The organism is Citrobacter sp. C13 (assembly GCF_014596815.2).
In the GTDB taxonomy this organism is placed as follows: domain Bacteria; phylum Pseudomonadota; class Gammaproteobacteria; order Enterobacterales; family Enterobacteriaceae; genus Citrobacter; species Citrobacter portucalensis.
Genome location: NZ_CP115024.1, coordinates 4,841,759 through 4,862,904, shown reverse-complemented (window position 1 = coordinate 4,862,904; position 21,146 = coordinate 4,841,759). Strand labels below are relative to the sequence as shown.

The window sequence follows — 21,146 nt, the reverse complement described above, 5'->3', positions numbered from 1 at the left end:
CACAGAGCAGGTAGGGAACGACTAAACGTCCATGCTGCTGAAAAGGGCGATGATTTTGTTAAACAATTTCATGTTGGTATCCTGTTTTTATCTGAATTAATTTTGTGACACACATCACATAAAAAGAGTCTACGCCTCATTTTTTAACCGATCAACATTTTTTGTGATGTAAATCACAAAATAATAAAACAGCTTTTTAGTTCCACTTTTACTGAAACAAATCCATAAAAAAAGCCAGCCTGGAAACCAGACTGGCCTTTGTGCTTTTCAAGCCGGTGTTACATCGCTTTTTTGGTCAACTCGATAACGCGCAGTTTCGCGATCGCTTTGGCCAGTTCCGCAGATGCCTGAGCGTAATCCACGTCACCATGAGAGCTCTTAATGTGCTCTTCAGCCTTACGCTTCGCTTCCAGGGCTCTCGCTTCATCGAGATCCTGTCCGCGAATCGCGGTATCAGCCAGTACGGTCACACTGCCAGGCTGCACTTCGAGAATGCCGCCGGACAGATAGATAAACTCTTCATGACCGAACTGTTTAACGATGCGGATCATACCAGGCTTAATGGCGGTGAGCAGCGGTGCGTGACCCGGGAAAATACCCAGTTCACCTTCACTACCCGTTACCTGGATTTTCTCGACCAGACCAGAGAACATTTGTTGCTCTGCGCTGACGACGTCCAGGTGGTAAGTCATTGCCATATCACCCTCCGATTAAGGCGTTAAAGTTTTTTGGCTTTTTCCACGGCTTCGTCGATAGAACCAACCATGTAGAACGCCTGCTCTGGCAGGTGGTCGTATTCGCCTTCCATGATGCCTTTAAAGCCACGGATGGTGTCTTTCAGGGAAACGTATTTACCCGGAGAACCGGTGAATACTTCCGCAACGAAGAACGGCTGGGACAGGAAGCGCTGGATCTTACGCGCACGTGCTACCACCAGTTTATCTTCTTCAGACAGTTCATCCATACCCAGGATGGCGATGATGTCTTTCAGTTCCTGATAACGCTGCAGCAGGGACTGTACGCCACGCGCGGTGTCGTAGTGTTCCTGACCAACAACCAGCGGATCCAACTGACGGCTGGTGGAGTCCAGCGGGTCAACTGCCGGGTAGATACCCAGAGAAGCGATCTGACGGCTCAGTACCACGGTTGCATCCAAGTGAGCAAAGGTGGTTGCTGGGGACGGGTCAGTCAAGTCATCCGCAGGTACGTATACCGCCTGAACGGAGGTGATAGAACCGGTTTTGGTAGAGGTGATACGTTCCTGAAGAACACCCATCTCTTCCGCCAGGGTCGGCTGGTAGCCTACCGCTGATGGCATACGACCCAGCAGTGCAGATACTTCTGTACCGGCCAGGGTGTAACGGTAGATGTTATCAACGAACAGCAGAACGTCACGACCTTCGTCACGGAACTTCTCAGCCATGGTCAGACCGGTCAGTGCAACGCGCAGACGGTTTCCCGGCGGCTCGTTCATCTGGCCATATACCAGGGATACTTTGTCCAGTACGTTGGAGTCGGTCATTTCGTGGTAGAAGTCGTTACCCTCACGAGTACGTTCACCTACGCCCGCAAACACGGAGTAACCGGAGTGTTCGATCGCGATGTTACGGATCAGCTCCATCATGTTTACGGTTTTACCTACACCCGCACCACCGAACAGACCGACTTTACCGCCCTTAGCGAACGGACACATCAGGTCGATAACTTTGATGCCGGTTTCCAGCAGTTCCTGAGAGCTGGACAGCTCTTCGTAGGAAGGTGCTGCGCGGTGGATAGCCCAACGCTCTTCTTCACCGATATCGCCTTTCATGTCGATCGGGTGACCCAGGACGTTCATGATACGACCCAGGGTTGCTTTACCTACCGGGACTTCGATCGGGTGTTCGAGGTCTTTAACTTCCAGACCACGACGCAGACCGTCGGAAGAACCCATGGCGATGGTACGTACGATACCGCCGCCGAGCTGCTGCTGAACTTCCAGCACCAGGCTCTCTTTACCATTCATAACCTCAAGAGCATCGTACACGCGCGGTACGGCATCCTGAGGGAATTCGACGTCAACCACGGCGCCGATTACCTGGACAATTTTTCCAGTAGCCATCTTGAATCCTCTACGAATTAACCTGGTTATACCGCGGATGCACCACCGACGATTTCGGTGAGTTCCTGAGTAATGCTGGCCTGACGAGCTTTGTTGTATACCAACTGCAGCTCTTTAATCAGGCTGCCGCCATTGTCGGTCGCGGCTTTCATCGCCACCATACGTGCGGCCTGCTCGCTGGCCAGGTTTTCTACCACGCCCTGATAAACCTGAGACTCGACATAACGACGCAGCAAGGTATCCAGCAGCGCTTTCGGGTCTGGTTCATACAGGTAATCCCAGGATTTACGCTTCAATTCATCATCATCTGATGCCGGCAGAGGCAACAGTTGGGTGATGGTTGGCGTCTGAGACATGGTGTTAATAAATTTGTTGCTGACAACGTACAGTCTGTCCAGACGACCTTCATCGTAGGCTTGCAGCATCACTTTAACCGGACCGATCAGTTCGGACAGGGAAGGGTTATCCCCCATGCCGGTTACCTGAGCGATCACGTTTCCGCCAACGGAGTTAAAGAAAGACACGCCCTTAGAGCCGATCATTGCGATATCGCACTGAACGCCTTTATCGGACCATGTTTTCATATCCGCCAGCAGCTTTTTGAACAGGTTAATGTTCAAGCCACCGCACAGACCACGGTCGGTCGACACCACCAGGTAGCCCACGCGTTTAACGTCGCGTTCTTCCAGGTAAGGGTGCTTATATTCCAGATTACCATTCGCAAGGTGACCAATCACTTTGCGCATGGTCTCTGCATAAGGACGGCTGGCCGCCATGCGATCCTGCGATTTACGCATTTTGGAAGCGGCGACCATCTCCATCGCTTTAGTGATCTTCTGCGTGTTCTGGACGCTTGCGATCTTACTACGTATCTCTTTTGCGCCGGCCATGAGCTTCTCCTCAATGCCTTGCGGTCCGCCCTAAAGCAGACCGCCAGACGTTACCAGGACTGGGTTGCCTTGAAGGAATCGAGGATAGCTTTCAGCTTGCCTTCGATTTCATCGTTATAGCCACCGGACTGGTTGATCTCTTGCATCAGCGGAGCGTGGTCACGGTCAACGTAAGCCAGCAGAGCGGCTTCGAAGCTACCGATTTTCGCCAGTTCCACATCTTCGAGGTAACCGCGTTCAGCCGCAAACAGCACCACACCCTGCTGTGCAACAGACATTGGCGCATACTGTTTCTGCTTCAGCAGTTCAGTTACTTTCTGACCATGGCTCAGCTGCTTACGAGTAGCTTCATCCAGGTCGGAAGCGAACTGAGAAAACGCAGCCAGTTCACGATACTGTGCCAGAGCGGTACGAATACCACCGGACAGTTTCTTGATGATCTTGGTCTGCGCTGCACCACCAACACGAGATACGGAGATACCCGGGTTAACTGCCGGACGAATACCGGAGTTAAACAGGTTGGTTTCCAGGAAGATCTGACCATCGGTAATGGAAATTACGTTGGTCGGAACGAACGCAGAAACGTCACCCGCCTGGGTTTCGATAATCGGCAGAGCGGTCAGGGAGCCGGTTTTACCTTTAACTTCACCATTGGTGAACTTCTCAACGTATTCCGCGTTTACGCGGGATGCGCGTTCCAGCAGACGGGAGTGGAGGTAAAATACGTCGCCCGGGAATGCTTCACGTCCTGGCGGACGACGCAGCAGCAGGGAAACCTGACGGTACGCAACGGCCTGTTTAGACAGGTCATCGTAAACGATCAGTGCATCTTCACCGCGGTCACGGAAGTATTCGCCCATTGCGCAACCGGCATATGGTGCCAGGTATTGCAGTGCAGCAGATTCAGACGCGGTCGCCACAACAACGATGGTGTTGGACAGTGCGCCGTGTTCTTCCAGTTTACGAACCACGTTAGAAATGGTGGACGCTTTCTGGCCGATAGCCACGTACACACATTTGATGCCGGAATCACGCTGGTTGATGATGGCATCGATTGCCATCGCAGTTTTACCTGTCTGACGGTCACCGATGATCAGCTCACGCTGGCCACGACCGATTGGGATCATGGCATCAACAGATTTATAACCGGTCTGTACTGGCTGGTCGACGGACTGACGTTCGATTACGCCTGGTGCGATAACTTCGATCGGCGAGAAGCCATCGTTATCAACCGGACCTTTACCGTCAATCGGGGAACCCAGAGTGTTCACCACACGACCCAGCAGGCCACGGCCAACCGGAACTTCCAGAATACGACCCGTACACTTAACCTTCATGCCTTCGGCGAGGTCAGCGTATGGACCCATCACTACTGCACCTACGGAGTCGCGCTCCAGGTTCAGTGCGATAGCGTAACGGTTACCCGGCAGGGAAATCATCTCACCCTGCATACAATCGGCCAGGCCGTGAATGCGGATAACACCGTCACTTACAGAAACAATAGTACCTTCGTTATGAGCTTCGCTCACAACACTGAACTGAGCAATGCGCTGCTTGATCAGTTCGCTGATTTCGGTGGAATTCAGTTGCATGCTCCAGTCCCCTTAAGACTGCAAGACGTCTGCAAGGCGCTCAAGACGGCCGCGTACGCTGCCATCAATGACCATATCACCCGCTCGGATGATTACGCCTGCCATTACAGACTTATCGATTTTGCAATTCAGCTTAACTTTGCGTGACAGACGTTTTTCCATCGCAGCACTAATCTTCGTAAGCTGTTCATCACTCAGTGCATTGGCAGAAGTGACTTCTACCTCAGAGATAGCCTCACTGGCTGCACGCAGGTGAATAAACTGCTCAAGAACATCCGGGAGCGCATTCAGACGGTTATTTTCAGCCATAACCCTAATCAGGTTTTGGCCGCTTTCGTCCAGCTGCTCACCGCACACGGCGATAAACGACTCAGCGAGCGTTTCCGGCGCCAGCGCGCCAGAGAGAAGCTCTGCCATTTGTTCGTTTTTTGTCACCTCAGCGGCGAACGTCAACATATCCTGCCAACGGTCAATGCTTTGGTGCTCAACGGCAAAGTCAAAAGCTGCTTTGGCGTAGGGGCGAGCTACCGTAATAAATTCAGACATCAGCCCCTCCCTCCTTACAGTTCAGCGACAAGTTTGTCCACGATGTCGCTATTAGCAGCTTCATCCACGGAACGTTCGATGATCTTCTCGGCGCCAGCAACAGCCAGGATAGCAACTTGCTTACGCAGCTCTTCGCGAGCACGTTTACGCTCGGCGTCAATTTCCGCCTGCGCCTGTGCCACGATTTTAGTACGTTCCTGCTCTGCTTCAGTTTTAGCTTCGTCCAGGATCTGAGCACGGCGTTTGTTCGCCTGCTCGATGATTACCTGAGCTTCCGCCTTCGCTTTTTTCAGCTGGTCGGTCGCGCTGGCCTTTGCAAGGTCAAGATCCTTATGTGCTCGTTCTGCAGAAGCAAGGCCGTCAGCAATTTCTTTTTGACGTTTTTCGATGGCAGCCATTAAAGGCGGCCATACGTACTTCATGCAGAACAGAACGAACAGGACAAACGCGATGGCCTGGCCGAGGATTGTTGCGTTAAGATTCACAGCACAATGCCTCTATCTAGTTAACGTTCTGATATTGCTCTTAATTCAAGCAACGCTTACTACGCGACAGCAAACATCACGTACAGACCCAGACCTACAGCGATCATTGGGATTGCATCCACCAGACCCATAACGATAAAGAACTGAGTACGCAGCAGAGGAATCAGATCCGGTTGACGCGCTGCGCCTTCCAGGAATTTACCCCCGAGGATGCCGATACCGATCGCAGCACCGATTGCCGCCAGACCCATCATCACAGCGGCAGCAATGTACAGCAGATCCATATTCAGGTTTTCCATGACAGTCTCCAGTTTGTTTCAGTTAAAACGTAGTAGTGTTGGTAAATTAATGCTCTTCAGATGCCATCGACAGATAGACAATCGTCAGAACCATAAATATGAAGGCTTGCAGCGTGATAATCAGTATGTGGAAAATGGCCCAAGGCACATTCAGGATCCACTGTGACCACCACGGCAACAGACCAGCAATCAGAATGAAAATCAGCTCACCGGCATACATGTTGCCGAACAGTCGCAGACCAAGAGAGATTGGTTTGGACAGCAGGCTTACCCCTTCAAGGATTAAGTTGACAGGGATGAACGCCCAGTGATTGAACGGCTGCAGCGTCAACTCTTTCGCGAAGCCACCGATGCCTTTCATTTTGATGCTGTAGAACAGAATGAGGATAAATACGCCCAGCGCCATCGACAGAGTGATGTTCACGTCAGCAGACGGAACCACACGCAGAGCCGGTAGGCCAAAGATATGCTCACCGATGTACGGCAGCAGGTCGATAGGCAGCAAATCCATCAAGTTCATCAGGAATACCCAGACGAAAATCGTCAGGGCCAGCGGAGCAATCAGCTTGCTTTTGCCATGGTACATGTCTTTCACGCTACCATGCACAAAGCCGATTACCAGCTCAATCGCGGTCTGAAATTTACCTGGTACGCCGCTGGTCGCCTTTTTGGCTACGCTACGGAACATAAGCAGGAACAACAGACCCAGAACCACCGAGAAGAAAATGGAGTCAATATTGAGCGTCCAGAAGGTGGCTGGGGGGTTGTGCGGATCCACCAGCGAGAATGTACGTAGGTCCAACTGAAGGTTATTCAGATGGTGTCCTATGTAATCCTGCGGCGTCATATTTTCTGAAGCCATGATGCCTTTACCCTTTGTTGTTAATTACAGCCGGCGCCAGTATCTGAACCACCAGCACCAAAACCCACGTAACGATCAGCGGCATGAATACCGCTTTCAAAACAGCCAACGCCACCAACAACAACACCAGCATCGCTAATACCTTGAAGGCTTCGCCGAAAGCGAACGACCAGGCTACTCGGCCCTTCGCTGGTGTATGTACCTGGTGACGCCAGGCAAATATCATAAACAACACATTAGGCAGTAACACTGCCAATCCTCCACACAACGCGGAGATGCCCCAGAAAGGGTCTTTGAGGCTAAACAGCAATCCACTTGCTATTACAACCAGAAGCTGTGTGAGCAAAAGCTTACGAGCAACGTTTCGACTCAAGAGCGACATAGACATCACGTTTTTACTCCTGCTCCCTTCGAGATATGCCGCGTGTCGTATAAAACGTTCTTTATGGCTTAGAGTCAAGCATCAAAAAGCGGACAAATTATACGGTGCGCCTTCGTGATTTCAAACAATAAGTAGCTAAAAAGTGAATAAATGTTTAAATATTTTTCGCTGCCCCACATTTATTACTTTTAGGCAAACTGTGAACGATCATGCAAAACTGCAAATACCGCGAAAACACTGGCGTCAAAGCGTGCACCAGATCACATATTGAACATATTCACCTTCGCATAATTTATTTACGTGGCAATTGATGCCTTTTCATCTTTTTGATATTTAAGCGTAAAAATAGCCACTATTTCAAAAACAACGCCTAACAACAAAAAAACCGCTCATTGACATTTATAATAAAAAATTAACACGAACGGTGATTCTTACGTTCTATTTTTAGCAGACTGATATTTTCACAGCTGACTTGTTTCGCTTTTAACAAAAACGGTACGTTATAGTTATGATGCAAAACCGTAAGGCACTAGTGAAATGTAACGACATTTAACCACACTATTACCTATGACTTTTAACACCTGAAAAGCCGTTTTTTCTCTATTTTTTTTGATAAAAATTAAATTTTGTTTGGCTTAATAACCACCAAATGACGTTCACCATCCAACTGCGGAACGCGTAATTTTTCGACGGACTCAACGCTGAATTCTGCTGGCAGCGAATCAATTTCATCTGCAGGCAACTGCCCTTTTAGCGCATAAAAACGCCCATTCTGGCCCGGCAAATGGTGACACCAGCTAACCATATCATTGAGTGAAGCGAAAGCACGGCTAATCACCCCATCAAACGGCGGTTCTGAAGGAAATTCTTCAACACGGCTTTGCACTGGAGTGATGTTAGTAAGCGCAAGCTCATGCTGCACCTGACGCAAGAAACGAACACGTTTTCCCAGGCTATCGAGCAGTGTGAAATGCGCTTCTGGGCGCACGATAGAAAGCGGAATTCCCGGCAGGCCCGGTCCCGTACCTACATCGATAAAACGCTCACCCTTCAGATACGGTGCAACGACAATGCTGTCCAGAATATGGCGTACCAGCATTTCGTTGGGATCCCGCACCGACGTCAGGTTGTACGCCTTGTTCCATTTGTGCAGCATATCGACATACGCAATCAGCTGATTTTTCTGGTGATCGGTAAGAGAAATACCGGCATCAGCCAGCAGACGAGAGAGTTTGTTGAGCACGGTCGTTACCTGTTAATAATCAAATGCCCGATGCGCTTTCGCTTATCGGGCCTACAAATTCGTACGGCGGGCAAGCGAAGCGCCCCCGCCAAAATAGTGTTATCAAGCGCTGCGGCGCAGCATACCTTGTTTTTTCAGCCATACCAGCAGAATGGAGATGGCGGCAGGCGTTATGCCGGAAATACGCGATGCCTGACCGATCGAGACGGGTTTGTGATCGTTCAGCTTAGCGATAACTTCATTCGACAAGCCAGAAACCTGGCGATAATCCAGCGTTGCAGGCAACAGGGTGTTTTCATTGCGCTGTTGTCTTTCAATTTCTTCCAGCTGACGGGCAATATACCCTTCGTATTTCACCTGAATCTCAACCTGTTCTGCGGCCTGAGCATCATCAAGCGCGGGTGCGAACGCAGATAAAGAGGTCAACTGAGCATAGGTCATATCCGGGCGACGCAGCAGATCTTCACCGCTCGCTTCACGTGACAGAGGTGTAGCCAGGTGAGCATTCACTTCTGCTGCGGACTCCGCTAACGGATTCACCCAGGTTGATTTAAGACGTTGGCGTTCCTGTTCGATACGCTCCAGTTTCTCGTTGAAGCGAGCCCAGCGCTCATCGTCCACCAGACCCAGTTCACGACCAATTTCGGTCAGACGCAGGTCGGCGTTATCTTCACGCAGCATCAAGCGGTATTCAGCGCGAGATGTGAACATACGGTACGGTTCTTTGGTACCCAGCGTACACAGGTCGTCCACCAGCACGCCAAGATAAGCCTGATCGCGGCGCGGTGCCCAACCCTCTTTCTCCGCTGACAAGCGTGCGGCGTTCAGACCTGCCAGCATGCCTTGCGCGGCGGCTTCTTCATAACCGGTTGTACCGTTAATCTGGCCCGCAAAGAACAGACCCTGGATGAATTTGCTTTCCAGAGTGGGTTTCAGGTCGCGCGGATCGAAGAAATCATACTCAATAGCGTAGCCAGGGCGGACGATTCTGGCATTTTCCATCCCTTGCATGGAGCGGACAATTTGCATCTGCACATCGAACGGCAGGCTGGTGGAGATGCCATTCGGGTAAATTTCGTTAGAGGTCAGCCCTTCCGGTTCGAGGAAGATCTGATGCTGGTTACGATCGGCAAAGCGCATCACTTTATCTTCGATCGACGGGCAGTAGCGTGGGCCGATACCTTCGATCACGCCAGCGTACATTGGGCTACGATCGAGGTTATTGCGGATCACGTCATGGGTTTTCTCATTGGTATGCGTGATGTAACACGGCATCTGGCGCGGATGTTGAGAAGCATCGCCCAGGAATGAGAAGACCGGCATCGGGTTATCGCTGTTTTGCTGGCCGAGCACGCTGAAATCAATCGTGCGCGCATCGATACGCGGCGGTGTACCGGTTTTCAGGCGGCTGACGCGCAGCGGCAGTTCACGCAGACGGCGTGACAGCGGGATGGACGGCGGATCGCCAGCGCGGCCACCGCTGTAGTTATCCAGACCAATATGAATTTTGCCGTCGAGGAAAGTCCCCACGGTTAATACGACCGCTTTGGCACGGAACTTCAGTCCCATTTGGGTTACTGCACCCACAACGCGATCGTTTTCGACAATCAGATCTTCAACCGCCTGCTGGAAGATCATCAGGTTGGGTTGATTCTCCAGCGCAGTGCGTACCGCCTGGCGATAGAGCACACGATCGGCCTGAGCTCGGGTAGCGCGAACGGCTGGCCCTTTGCTTGCGTTTAGTATCCTAAACTGGATACCCGCGTGGTCGATCGCTTTTGCCATCAACCCACCAAGCGCATCCACTTCTTTTACCAGGTGTCCCTTCCCAATACCGCCGATCGCCGGGTTGCAGCTCATCTGCCCCAGAGTGTCGATATTGTGTGTCAAAAGCAGAGTCTGTTGACCCATTCGCGCCGCGGCCATTGCGGCCTCGGTGCCTGCATGACCCCCGCCAATGATGATGACGTCAAAAGGATCCTGATAAAACATGGTAATTGCCTCGCATAACGCGGTGTGAAAATGGATTGAAGCCCGGGCCGTGGATTCTACTCAACTTTAGTCGATGGAGAAAGACCTGGGATCCTGGGTATTAAAAAGAAGATCTTTTTATTTAGAGATCTGTTTTATTGTGATCTCTTATTAGGATCGCACCTTTCTGTGGATAAGGACGATCCTTTAAGTAAGATCAACAGGTTGCTGAGGATCATTAGCTGTGAATGATCGGTGATCCTGGTCCGTATAAGCTGGGATCAGAATGAAGGGTTATACACAACTCAAAAACTGAACAACGGTTGTTCTTGGGATAACTACCGGTTGATCCAAGCTTTTAACCAGAGTTATCCACATAAAAAAGTACGATCTTTACAAATCTCTGAGCAACGGATGCCACGATCCCAGCCAAATTTCAGCCGGATCTTCCGGAATTTCATGTTCCAGTACGTTGATCCTGAGTGTTTCGCCGATCTGTTTTGCCCCACAGGCCTTCAATTCGGCTTCCAGCTTGTCGATTGCGCCGCAAAAGGTGTCATATTCACGACTGCCTATCCCGATTGCACCAAAGCGCACTTGTGACAGGTCCGGCTTTTGCTCGCGTAACGCATCATATAAAGGCTGTAGGTTGTCAGGAATATCTCCCGCACCGTGCGTGGAGCTGATAATCAGCCAGATCCCGTCAGTCGGAACCTCTTCAAGCATTGGCCCATGCAGTATTTCGCTGGAAAAACCGGCGTCGTCCAGCTTTTCAGCCAGATGCTCTGCTACATATTCCGCACTGCCAAGCGTACTACCGCTGATAAGAGTGATGTCTGCCATGATCGCCCACCTTTATAAAGAGGGCGTATTGTACGCTGTGAGCGAGCTGGGATCTACCTGTGGAAAAATAGGGGATTAAAAAAACCGATCATGGCTTGATGGTACGCATGATCGGGTTTTGCAGGACGATCAGGGTTTCAGTGGACTGAATTTCGTCAATTGTTTGGATCTTGTTGATAAGTACCTGCTGCAATGCGTCGATCGACTTGCACATCACCTTAATAAAGATGCTGTAGTGCCCGGTGGTGTAATACGCTTCGGTCACTTCATCGAGGCTTTCCAGTCTGGCCAGCGCTGACGGATAGTCTTTCGCACTTTTCAGGATGATGCCGATAAAGCAGCCGACGTCATAACCCAATTGTTTGGGACTGACATCAATCCGCGCGCCGGTAATAATCCCCGCCTGCTTCATCTTTTCTACGCGAACGTGAATTGTTCCTGGGCTGACGCCGAACTGTTTGGCTAATTCTGCGTAGGCGGTACGAGCATTTTCCATTAAGGCGTCAAGAATGCCGCGGTCCAGATTGTCGATCTGATAATTTTCCATAGGTTTTTCTTATGTAGATTAATGATTCCCTCTATTTTAGACGTGATTTTTAACGAATCAAAATCGAAGTCGGCTTTTTGTTTGTTGATTATTGAATATTACCTCCATTCTGTTGCTTAATCATAGGCAACAGGACACAGGAGTACACATAATGAAAACCGCTTACATTGCCAAACAACGTCAAATTAGCTTCGTAAAATCTCATTTTTCTCGCCAGCTGGAAGAGCGTTTAGGCCTGATCGAAGTTCAGGCGCCGATCCTCAGCCGCGTTGGAGATGGCACGCAGGATAACTTGTCAGGCTGTGAAAAAGCGGTGCAGGTGAAGGTTAAAGCATTGCCAGACGCTCAATTCGAAGTGGTTCATTCACTGGCGAAGTGGAAGCGTCAAACGTTAGGACAACACGACTTTAGCGCAGGCGAGGGGCTGTACACGCACATGAAAGCCCTGCGTCCCGATGAAGATCGCCTCTCCCCGCTGCACTCAGTGTACGTTGACCAGTGGGACTGGGAGCGCGTGATGGGCGACGGTGAGCGTCAATTCTCCACTCTGAAAAGCACGGTAGAGGCTATCTGGGCGGGAATTAAGGCCACCGAAGCTGCGGTTAGCAAAGAGTTTGGTCTGGCACCGTTCCTGCCAGAGCAGATCCACTTTGTTCATAGCCAGGAGCTGTTATCTCGTTATCCGGATCTTGATGCAAAAGGTCGTGAACGTGCGATCGCTAAAGAGCTGGGTGCGGTATTCCTGGTGGGGATCGGCGGCAAGCTCAGTGACGGTCACCGTCATGACGTACGTGCGCCGGATTATGATGACTGGAGTTCAGCGTCCGAGCTGGGTCATGCCGGTCTGAACGGTGATATTCTGGTCTGGAACCCGGTTCTGGAAGATGCGTTTGAGCTGTCTTCTATGGGGATCCGTGTGGATGCTGACGCCCTGAAACACCAGCTGTCTCTGACCGGTGATGAAGATCGCCTGAGTCTGGAGTGGCACCAGGCGCTGCTGCGCGGTGAAATGCCGCAGACAATTGGTGGCGGCATTGGGCAGTCGCGTCTGACCATGCTGTTGCTGCAATTACCGCACATTGGTCAGGTTCAGTGTGGCGTATGGCCGGCCCAGGTTCGTGAAAGCGTCGCTTCTCTGCTGTAACAATTAACGCCGCCAGCGTCTGAGCAGGCGGCTTCGCATCCCGGTATCAAAGCGCCAGATATGATCGAAAATGCGCATGATGCCGGGTTTGCCATGTGCTGACATCGCTACCGCATGAAAACGGTGCTGGTGCACCCGCTGTAATTCTCCCACTTTGCTGACTACTTCATCGGGCAATCGCTGAGCGATAAAATCTGAGATAACCACCGCATCGGCATCAAACCATTCCCGACCCTGCATGCGTTCAATAATGGCGCGAAAACAGCTGGCAATATCAGTGCCGCCACGAAAGCGCTGACTTAAAAAGCGGATCGCCTGCTCGATGCCCTCCGGACCGGAAAGCTCATAGCGCACCACTTCTGTTGAAAACAGCATAATGAAACAGCGCCGGTTATCGGCAAGGGCAACGCGCATTAGCGCCAGGCAAAAGGCTTTCGCACACTGCTCATTAAATCCGCCCATCGATCCCGAGGTATCAACGCAGACGATAAAAGGCCCGCGCGGCTGCTCGTCAAAATCCTGATGCACCACCGGACGTTCCGTTACTTTCTCACGCCATGCTTCGCCGTGCAGGCGGTAGGTGAGCAGTTGCTTTTCCACCAGCCGTCGGTAGAACTCGTATTCCAGTTCGGTAATGCCCAGCGTGGCCAGCTCTGGCGGTAGCAGGCGCAGGATATCGTCACTTTGCTGGATGCCATCCACCTGCTCCGGGACGGTTGCAGGTTCGCGCACCAGCGTACGGAAGGTTTCCATTGGCGCATCTTTACGCGGCACGGATTTCGCCTCTCTGGAACGACCTAACTGTTCGGCCAGGCGCTGGAGTTCGGGTTGTTGCGTCAGAAATTCGCCGTATTTCACCATCAACTGATAATCACCGCGCTTGATTTGGCCCGCGCTCATGTCCCACAACCGGCCTGCTGCGTTGTCATTTTCTGCCAGTACAGGTTCCAGTTGCCCGCTGAGGGTCATCCGTTCTTGTACTTCACTGAGCAAATGCTCGCGCTCTTCTTCCAGCAGTTGCTGATTCAGCGTTGTGGTTTGCACCACCAGGCTCAGGCGCCAGCGCTGGAGAAAAAGCGTATGTAGGGCGGGCGTAAAGGAGCTGTTGTCATTGACCAGTTGCTGCGCTTGCCCGGCCCAGGGCGAATGAAGGCGGTGTAATAGCGACACTATTTGCGGTAACTGGACGATAAACTGCGCATGAGAGAGGAGCTGGCTTTGTTGATAGCACATAACCTCCTCCATCAGCTCCGGCGGTACATGGGTATCTTTGAGGCGGCTACGCAATGATTCACGCCAGCGGGGAATGTCGTCAGTGATCGCTTTTTTAAGGCGAGGAAATTTTTTAAAAAATACCACCATCTTTGGGGAAGCCAGCAGGGCGACGATCATCTCTTCGATCATCGCCTCTTCGCTGACTGCCAGCATGATGTTGAGCGTATCAAGGGTCAGCATTGTTGTGCCTGGCGGATTTGCGCCCCGACATCCTGCAGGCTGGCCTCAATGCGGCCTAACCAGTCGCTATGAATAAACAGGCATTTTTGCTGTTCGCTGAATGCGCTGTGCTGCTGATGCCACTCGTTATCGAGCGCCTCAAGCTCCTGTTTTATCTCTGCGGGCATACTCTCTTGCGAAGCACCCGGCAGCGCCAGGCGAGAACCTTGTAAACTGACATCGCGCACAACCAGATGCTGTGCGCTATCGACTTCCATATTCAGCGTTTGGGCAAAGCCTATTCCGTTTAGTTTTCCGCGGATCTCACCGCCTTTTGTTAGCCACAGTTCCAGTGCGCCACGTTCGAAAGCTATATGGATAACCTCCATATCATGCAGTTTTAAAGGCTTTTGCAGCAGTAATGTCACGACAGAAGACGAGGCTTCTGGCGGTAAATCATAATGAGGACGACGGCTGAACATTCCGCCCTGGCGGATCACCGTGAACGCCGTTTTGTCGCTTTGCTGCTGCTGGAGCTGAATGCGGCGCTGCACAATGCTGCCCAGGCGCGTCAGCATGGCTTGCTGTTGCCAGGCGTGTCCGGTCATCAATATTTCAAGCTGCTGTTGCATCAGATTAAGGCTTTGCGCGTCGTACCACAGGCAATCTTTCAGCAGGATCAGGTCGATAGGTACTACCGCATCGCGTCCGCTAAAGAAAGCACTGGCCTGGAGTAAGCGGATCGCTTTTTTCCAGCGACGATCGGACACATAAGGAGCATTCGGTAACACGTCTAACTGCTGGCGCAGCGTGAAAATGAGCTCAAACACGCGATCGGGAAGCTTGATCGCACTAATGTCTTTTTGCCACTGGTGATACTCTTCATCCGTCACCTGCAATGATGCCGGGACCGGATTGTCGCTTTCATCCTGCTGACTTAACAGCATGGAGCGGAAATTGGCCTTGTCCTGAACTTTATCCAGCCACAGACGAATCAGCATACGGTCGTACAGCGCTTCCAGGCTGCTGTCGGCTTCAGGCAGTTCGTTGGAAGCAGCCACCAGCAGACGCATCGGAATTTTTTCTTCATACGCGCCGTTACGGAAATGACGTTCGTTAATGGCGGTCAACAGGGTGTTAAGAATTGCCGGGCCTGCTTTCCAGATTTCATCGAGAAAAACGATTTCAGCTTCAGGAAGATAGCCCGCCGTTAAGCGTTCATAGCGACCTTCGTCTTTTAACGCCTGAATGGACAGCGGACCAAACACCTCTTCGGGCGTAGAGAAGCGCGTCATCAGGTATTCAAAAGCGCGTGCGTTTTGGAAGGCAAACTTCAGTCGGCGGGCAATTAAGCTTTTTGCGATCCCCGGGGGGCCTAATAAGAAAACGCTCTCGCCGCTGAGTGCTGCCAGCAGACACAGACGAATGGCGTGGCTACGTTCATAAAGTCCCTTTTCCAGCGCATTGCTCAGACGGGAAATTCTTTCCGCTAATAAATGTGGGTGAGCCATAATGAAGTGGCGTCCTTTCGCCAAATGTACTGCATAAACTGCGAGTATAGATGCTTCACACCATTGCAGTAATAGACTGAAGGTGCGCTTATTTTTCTTTGAGCCAGATTAATCTGGTCTCATTTAGGGGTACGATTTTGTGATTAATCGTGCATACTGTGCGCCTTTTTGTGGGCCAAGGGACGACGCACACATTTCTTATATATACACCAAATCAATCAAGCTGCACCAAGGCGGCAATGGAGTTTTCTTCTGGGATGGGGGGAATAACGAATGCAGCCCACACGGAGTGGCTTGAAAGATGATGTGTATAAACGAAAGACGAGTCTATGAGCACTGATAATAAACAATCATTGTCTGCGATTACCCTTGCGGCCATTGGGGTTGTCTACGGTGATATTGGTACCAGCCCACTTTATACGCTTCGTGAATGTTTGTCCGGCCAGTTTGGTTTTGGCGTTGAACGTGATGCCGTATTTGGTTTTCTCTCGCTGATTTTCTGGCTGCTGATCTTTGTTGTCTCCATTAAATACCTGACGTTTGTCATGCGCGCAGATAACGCCGGAGAAGGCGGGATCCTGACGCTGATGTCATTGGCCGGGCGCAATACCTCGGCGCGAACAACCTCCATGCTGGTCATTATGGGATTGATAGGCGGCAGCTTCTTCTATGGTGAAGTGGTGATTACGCCAGCCATTTCGGTGATGTCTGCAATTGAAGGTCTGGAGATAGTTGCCCCGCAACTGGATACCTGGATTGTTCCGCTCTCAATAATTGTGCTGACCCTGCTGTTTTTGATTCAAAAACACGGTACCGGCATGGTCGGTAAGCTGTTTGCGCCGATTATGCTACTATGGTTCCTGACGCTCGCGGTATTAGGTGTGCGCAGTATTATTGGCAATCCGGAAGTGCTGCAGGCGCTCAATCCGTATTGGGCGGTGCATTTCTTCCTCGAATTCAAAACGCTGTCCTTTATCGCGCTGGGTGCGGTGGTGCTGTCGATTACCGGTGTTGAAGCGCTGTATGCGGATATGGGCCACTTCGGTAAATTGCCGATTCGTCTGGCATGGTTCTCCGTGGTATTGCCTTCACTGGTGCTGAACTATTTTGGGCAGGGCGCGTTGCTGTTAAAGCATCCTGAAGCAATCAAAAACCCGTTTTTCCTGCTGGCGCCGGACTGGGCATTAATTCCATTGTTGATCCTCGCCGCGCTGGCAACGGTCATCGCCTCTCAGGCGGTTATCTCCGGCGTCTTCTCGCTGACGCGTCAGGCCGTACGTCTGGGGTATTTATCGCCGATGCGTATCATCCATACCTCGGAAATGGAATCGGGCCAGATTTACATTCCTTTCGTTAACTGGATGCTCTATTTTGCGGTAGTTATCGTGATAGTGAGCTTTGAACACTCCAGTAATCTTGCTGCGGCGTATGGGATTGCGGTAACGGGGACGATGGTACTGACTTCAATTCTGTCGACCACCGTGGCGCGCAAAAACTGGCACTGGAATAAATACTTCGTCTTCCTGATCCTGGCGGCGTTCTTGTGTGTCGATGTTCCGCTGTTCTCCGCGAACCTCGATAAGCTTATTTCCGGCGGTTGGCTGCCTCTGACGCTGGGTCTGGTGATGTTCACCATCATGACCACCTGGAAAAGCGAACGCTTCCGTCTGCTGCGTCGCATGCATGAGCACGGTAACTCTCTGGAGGCGATGATTGCTTCTCTGGAGAAATCGCCACCGGTACGCGTGCCGGGAACGGCGGTGTATATGTCCCGCGCACTGAACGTCATCCCGTTTGCACTTCTGCATAACCTCAAGCATAACAAGGTGCTGCATGAGCGCGTTATTCTGCTGACGCTGCGCACGGAAGATGCGCCCTATGTTCACAACGTGCGTAGAGTGCAGATTGAGCAGTTATCGCCCACCTTCTGGCGCGTGGTGGCCAGCTACGGTTGGCGCGAAACGCCGAACGTGGAGGAAGTGTTCCATCGCTGCGGTCTGGAAGGCTTAAGCTGTCGGATGATGGAAACGTCCTTCTTCATGTCGCATGAGTCGTTGATTGTTGGCAAGCGGCCATGGTACCTGCGTCTGCGCGGCAAGCTGTATCTGCTGCTACAGCGCAACGCGCTGCGCGCGCCGGACCAGTTTGAAATCCCACCGAACCGGGTTATTGAGCTTGGTACTCAGGTAGAGATTTAATCTCATCGACGCCCTCTTTCATCGCGAAAGGGGGCGTTTTGTTTTGCCCCTCTCAGTTTTCATTTCATCGAATGATAATCCTTGCGAAACGTTTCGATGGCGATCACATTTTCGTAACGTCGCGGTGGTTTTCTGTCCACTCTTCGCAATACACTTATCTCCAGCGAAACGTTTCGCTAGTGGGGAAAGAAAATGAAGAAAGGCACGGTACTCAACTCTGAAATTTCAACGGTGATCTCCCGTCTGGGGCATACCGATACGCTGGTGGTGTGTGATGCAGGTTTACCCATCCCGAACAGCACAACGCGTATTGATATGGCATTAACCCAGGGCATACCTTCTTTTATGCAGGTACTGGATGTGGTCACACGTGAAATGCAGGTCGAGGCGGCCATTCTCGCGTCGGAAATTAAACAACATAATCCGCAACTCCACGAAACGTTGCTCAGCCACATTGAGCAACTGCAACAACACCAGGGAAACACCATAGAAATTCGTTACACCACGCATGAACAATTCAAAAAACAAACCGCAGACAGTCAGGCGGTAATTCGCAGCGGAGAATGTTCTCCGTATGCGAATATCATTCTCTGTGCTGGCGTCACGTTCTGAGGCCATCATGAACGCATTACTGCAACTTAAAGGGATCGATAAAGCGTTCCCGGGCGTAAAAGCGCTGTCCGGCGCCGCGCTGAATGTCTATCCAGGCCGCGTAATGGCGCTGGTGGGCGAAAACGGCGCGGGCAAATCCACCATGATGAAAGTGCTGACCGGGATCTATACCCGTGATGCCGGTTCTTTATTGTGGCTGGGGAAAGAAACCACCTTTAATGGCCCTAAATCCTCCCAGGAAGCTGGAATCGGCATCATCCACCAGGAGCTGAACCTGATCCCGCAACTCACCATCGCTGAGAACATTTTTCTCGGTCGTGAGTTTGTGAATCGCTTTGGCAAAATTGACTGGAAGAAGATGTACGCCGAAGCCGATCTGCTGCTCGCCAAACTGAATCTGCGCTTTAAAAGCGACAGACTGGTTGGTGAGCTATCGATTGGCGATCAGCAGATGGTCGAAATTGCCAAAGTGCTGAGCTTTGAATCGAAAGTCATCATTATGGATGAACCGACGGATGCCCTCACCGATACCGAAACCGAATCCCTGTTCCGCGTCATCCGCGAACTGAAATCCCAGGGACGCGGCATTGTCTATATTTCTCACCGTATGAAAGAGATCTTCGAGATTTGCGACGACGTAACCGTCTTCCGTGACGGGCAGTTTATTGCCGAGCGTGAAGTCGCCTCGCTAACCGAAGACTCGCTGATTGAAATGATGGTGGGACGTAAGCTGGAAGATCAGTACCCGCGCCTGGAAAAAGCGCCAGGTGATATTCGCCTGAAGGTCGATAACCTGTGTGGCCCTGGCGTAGACAATGTTTCGTTCACGCTGCGTAAAGGCGAGATCCTTGGTGTATCCGGACTAATGGGGGCCGGACGTACCGAGCTGATGAAAGTGTTGTACGGCGCATTGCCGCGCACCAGCGGTTACGTCACGCTTGATGGCCATGAAGTGGTTACCCGTTCGCCGCAGGATGGGTTGGCTAACGGCATCGTCTATATTTCTGAAGACCGTAAACGCGATGGTTTAGTGCTGGGCATGTCGGTGAAAGAGAACATGTCACTGACCGCACTGCGTTATTTCAGCCGCGCGGGTGGAAGCCTGAAACATAAAGATGAGCAGCAGGCGGTGGGTGATTTTATTCGTCTGTTCAATGTTAAAACACCATCGATGGAACAAGCTATCGGCCTGCTGTCCGGTGGTAACCAGCAGAAAGTGGCGATTGCGCGCGGTCTGATGACGCGGCCAAAAGTGCTGATCCTTGATGAACCAACGCGCGGCGTTGACGTTGGGGCCAAGAAAGAAATCTATCAGCTTATCAACCAGTTTAAGGCTGATGGGCTGAGCATCATTCTGGTCTCCTCTGAGATGCCAGAAGTATTGGGCATGAGCGATCGAATTATCGTTATGCATGAAGGGCATCTCGGCGGTGAGTTCACTCGCGAGCAGGCCACTCAGGAAGTATTAATGGCTGCCGCTGTGGGCAAGCTTAATCGCGTGAATCAGGAGTAAAAAAGATGACTACCCAGGCTGTTTCTGGTCGCCGTTATTTCACTAAAGCATGGCTTCTGGAGCAAAAGTCGCTCATCGCTCTGTTAGTGCTGATCGCGATTGTTTCCACCATGAGCCCTAACTTTTTTACCGTTAATAACCTTTTCAACATTCTCCAGCAAACGTCGGTGAACGCTATCATGGCCGTTGGCATGACGCTGGTTATCCTGACGTCAGGTATCGATCTGTCCGTCGGTTCCTTGCTGGCGCTTACCGGCGCGGTTGCGGCTTCAATTGTAGGGATTGAGGTCAATGCGCTGGTGGCTGTTGCTGCAGCCCTGGCGCTCGGCGCTGCCATTGGCGCAGTCACCGGGGTGATTGTTGCGAAAGGCCGGGTGCAGGCGTTTATTGCAACGCTGGTGATGATGCTGCTGCTGCGCGGCGTGACCATGGTGTACACCAACGGCAGTCCGGTTAATACCGGGTTTACTGACAATGCCGATCTGTTTGGCTGGTTTGGTATTGGTCGTCCGTTGGGGATTCCTACGCCGGTGTGGATCATGGGAATTGTTTTCCTCGCGGCGTGGTACATGCTGCACCACACTCGTCTGGGTCGTTATATCTATGCGCTGGGCGGTAACGAAGCGGCAACGCGTTTGTCTGGTATCAGCGTCAGTAAAATCAAAATTATCGTTTACTCACTGTGCGGTCTGCTGGCATCGCTGGCGGGCATCATTGAAGTAGCGCGCCTCTCCTCTGCGCAACCGACGGCAGGTACTGGCTATGAGCTGGATGCTATCGCTGCGGTGGTGTTAGGCGGTACCAGCCTGGCGGGTGGTAAAGGACGTATTGTTGGGACGCTGATCGGCGCATTGATTCTTGGTTTCCTCAATAATGGTTTGAATTTGTTAGGTGTATCCTCCTATTACCAGATGATCGTCAAAGCGGTGGTGATTTTGCTGGCGGTACTGGTAGACAACAAAAAGCAGTAACA

The 21,146-nt window shown here is 51.5% G+C and carries 20 protein-coding genes; 5 read left to right on the top strand and 15 right to left on the bottom strand.

All coding sequences use genetic code 11. The annotated features are described in order from the left end of the window. Window positions 1-278: 278 nt before the first annotated feature. From IB222_RS23225 to asnC, 13 genes are all read right to left on the bottom strand, one after another. Complete coding sequence (locus tag IB222_RS23225; protein ID WP_003023809.1) at window positions 279-698, bottom strand: F0F1 ATP synthase subunit epsilon; 420 nt, start codon at window positions 696-698, stop codon at window positions 279-281. A gap of 20 nt (window positions 699-718) precedes the next feature. After that, complete coding sequence (gene atpD, locus IB222_RS23220) at window positions 719-2,101, bottom strand: F0F1 ATP synthase subunit beta (RefSeq protein WP_003023806.1); 1,383 nt, start codon at window positions 2,099-2,101, stop codon at window positions 719-721. 26 nt (window positions 2,102-2,127) lie between these two features. After that, on the bottom strand, window positions 2,128-2,991 hold the full coding sequence (gene atpG / locus IB222_RS23215) for a F0F1 ATP synthase subunit gamma (protein ID WP_003023804.1): 864 nt from the start codon (window positions 2,989-2,991) through the stop codon (window positions 2,128-2,130). Window positions 2,992-3,041: 50 nt separating this feature from the next. Next, on the bottom strand, window positions 3,042-4,583 hold the full coding sequence (gene atpA, locus IB222_RS23210) for a F0F1 ATP synthase subunit alpha (protein WP_003827026.1): 1,542 nt from the start codon (window positions 4,581-4,583) through the stop codon (window positions 3,042-3,044). Window positions 4,584-4,595: 12 nt separating this feature from the next. Further along, window positions 4,596-5,129, bottom strand: coding sequence for a F0F1 ATP synthase subunit delta (atpH, locus tag IB222_RS23205; RefSeq protein ID WP_003827024.1), 534 nt, complete (start codon window positions 5,127-5,129; stop codon window positions 4,596-4,598). A 14-nt stretch (window positions 5,130-5,143) separates the two neighbouring features. After that, the gene (gene atpF / locus IB222_RS23200; RefSeq protein WP_003827022.1) at window positions 5,144-5,614 is read right to left on the bottom strand and encodes a F0F1 ATP synthase subunit B; all 471 of its coding nucleotides are present in this window, start codon (window positions 5,612-5,614) and stop codon (window positions 5,144-5,146) included. Window positions 5,615-5,673: 59 nt separating this feature from the next. Then, window positions 5,674-5,913 (bottom strand): F0F1 ATP synthase subunit C, encoded by a 240-nt coding sequence (gene atpE / locus IB222_RS23195; RefSeq protein ID WP_003023794.1) that lies wholly within the window; start codon window positions 5,911-5,913, stop codon window positions 5,674-5,676. A 46-nt stretch (window positions 5,914-5,959) separates the two neighbouring features. Then, entirely contained in the window at window positions 5,960-6,775 is an 816-nt protein-coding gene (gene atpB, locus IB222_RS23190; RefSeq protein ID WP_003023792.1) for a F0F1 ATP synthase subunit A, read from the bottom strand. A gap of 7 nt (window positions 6,776-6,782) precedes the next feature. Further along, a complete protein-coding gene (atpI, locus tag IB222_RS23185; RefSeq protein WP_149384350.1) occupies window positions 6,783-7,163 on the bottom strand; it encodes a F0F1 ATP synthase subunit I in 381 nt (126 codons plus the stop codon). Between the two features lie 613 nt (window positions 7,164-7,776). Then, a complete protein-coding gene (rsmG, locus tag IB222_RS23180) occupies window positions 7,777-8,400 on the bottom strand; it encodes a 16S rRNA (guanine(527)-N(7))-methyltransferase RsmG (RefSeq protein WP_003827017.1) in 624 nt (207 codons plus the stop codon). A 102-nt stretch (window positions 8,401-8,502) separates the two neighbouring features. After that, a complete protein-coding gene (gene mnmG / locus IB222_RS23175; RefSeq protein ID WP_003827014.1) occupies window positions 8,503-10,392 on the bottom strand; it encodes a tRNA uridine-5-carboxymethylaminomethyl(34) synthesis enzyme MnmG in 1,890 nt (629 codons plus the stop codon). Between the two features lie 372 nt (window positions 10,393-10,764). Next, window positions 10,765-11,214 (bottom strand): FMN-binding protein MioC, encoded by a 450-nt coding sequence (gene mioC, locus IB222_RS23170; RefSeq protein WP_003827013.1) that lies wholly within the window; start codon window positions 11,212-11,214, stop codon window positions 10,765-10,767. Between the two features lie 88 nt (window positions 11,215-11,302). Beyond that, complete coding sequence (asnC, locus tag IB222_RS23165; RefSeq protein ID WP_003023780.1) at window positions 11,303-11,761, bottom strand: transcriptional regulator AsnC; 459 nt, start codon at window positions 11,759-11,761, stop codon at window positions 11,303-11,305. A 151-nt stretch (window positions 11,762-11,912) separates the two neighbouring features. Between asnC and asnA the strand changes: the two genes are divergently transcribed. After that, complete coding sequence (gene asnA / locus IB222_RS23160) at window positions 11,913-12,905, top strand: aspartate--ammonia ligase (protein WP_003827009.1); 993 nt, start codon at window positions 11,913-11,915, stop codon at window positions 12,903-12,905. A gap of 3 nt (window positions 12,906-12,908) precedes the next feature. Here the strand turns inward: asnA and viaA are convergent, their stop codons facing one another. Together viaA and ravA are read right to left on the bottom strand one after the other, a co-directional pair. After that, the gene (gene viaA, locus IB222_RS23155; RefSeq protein ID WP_148362645.1) at window positions 12,909-14,360 is read right to left on the bottom strand and encodes an ATPase RavA stimulator ViaA; all 1,452 of its coding nucleotides are present in this window, start codon (window positions 14,358-14,360) and stop codon (window positions 12,909-12,911) included. Continuing rightward, on the bottom strand, window positions 14,354-15,850 hold the full coding sequence (gene ravA / locus IB222_RS23150) for an ATPase RavA (protein WP_148362644.1): 1,497 nt from the start codon (window positions 15,848-15,850) through the stop codon (window positions 14,354-14,356). Before ravA ends, viaA begins: the two co-directional genes overlap by 7 nt. A 329-nt stretch (window positions 15,851-16,179) precedes the next feature. Between ravA and kup the strand changes: the two genes are divergently transcribed. From kup to rbsC, 4 genes are all read left to right on the top strand, one after another. Continuing rightward, complete coding sequence (gene kup / locus IB222_RS23145) at window positions 16,180-18,048, top strand: low affinity potassium transporter Kup (protein WP_149384349.1); 1,869 nt, start codon at window positions 16,180-16,182, stop codon at window positions 18,046-18,048. Window positions 18,049-18,240: 192 nt separating this feature from the next. Then, window positions 18,241-18,660, top strand: coding sequence for a D-ribose pyranase (gene rbsD, locus IB222_RS23140; RefSeq protein WP_148362643.1), 420 nt, complete (start codon window positions 18,241-18,243; stop codon window positions 18,658-18,660). A 7-nt stretch (window positions 18,661-18,667) separates the two neighbouring features. Next, window positions 18,668-20,173, top strand: coding sequence for a ribose ABC transporter ATP-binding protein RbsA (gene rbsA / locus IB222_RS23135; protein WP_148362642.1), 1,506 nt, complete (start codon window positions 18,668-18,670; stop codon window positions 20,171-20,173). A 5-nt stretch (window positions 20,174-20,178) separates the two neighbouring features. Next, window positions 20,179-21,144 carry a ribose ABC transporter permease gene (gene rbsC, locus IB222_RS23130; protein ID WP_003826999.1) on the top strand — a complete coding sequence of 322 codons (966 nt, stop codon included), beginning with the start codon at window positions 20,179-20,181 and terminating at the stop codon, window positions 21,142-21,144. The last annotated feature ends 2 nt before the right edge of the window (window positions 21,145-21,146 follow it).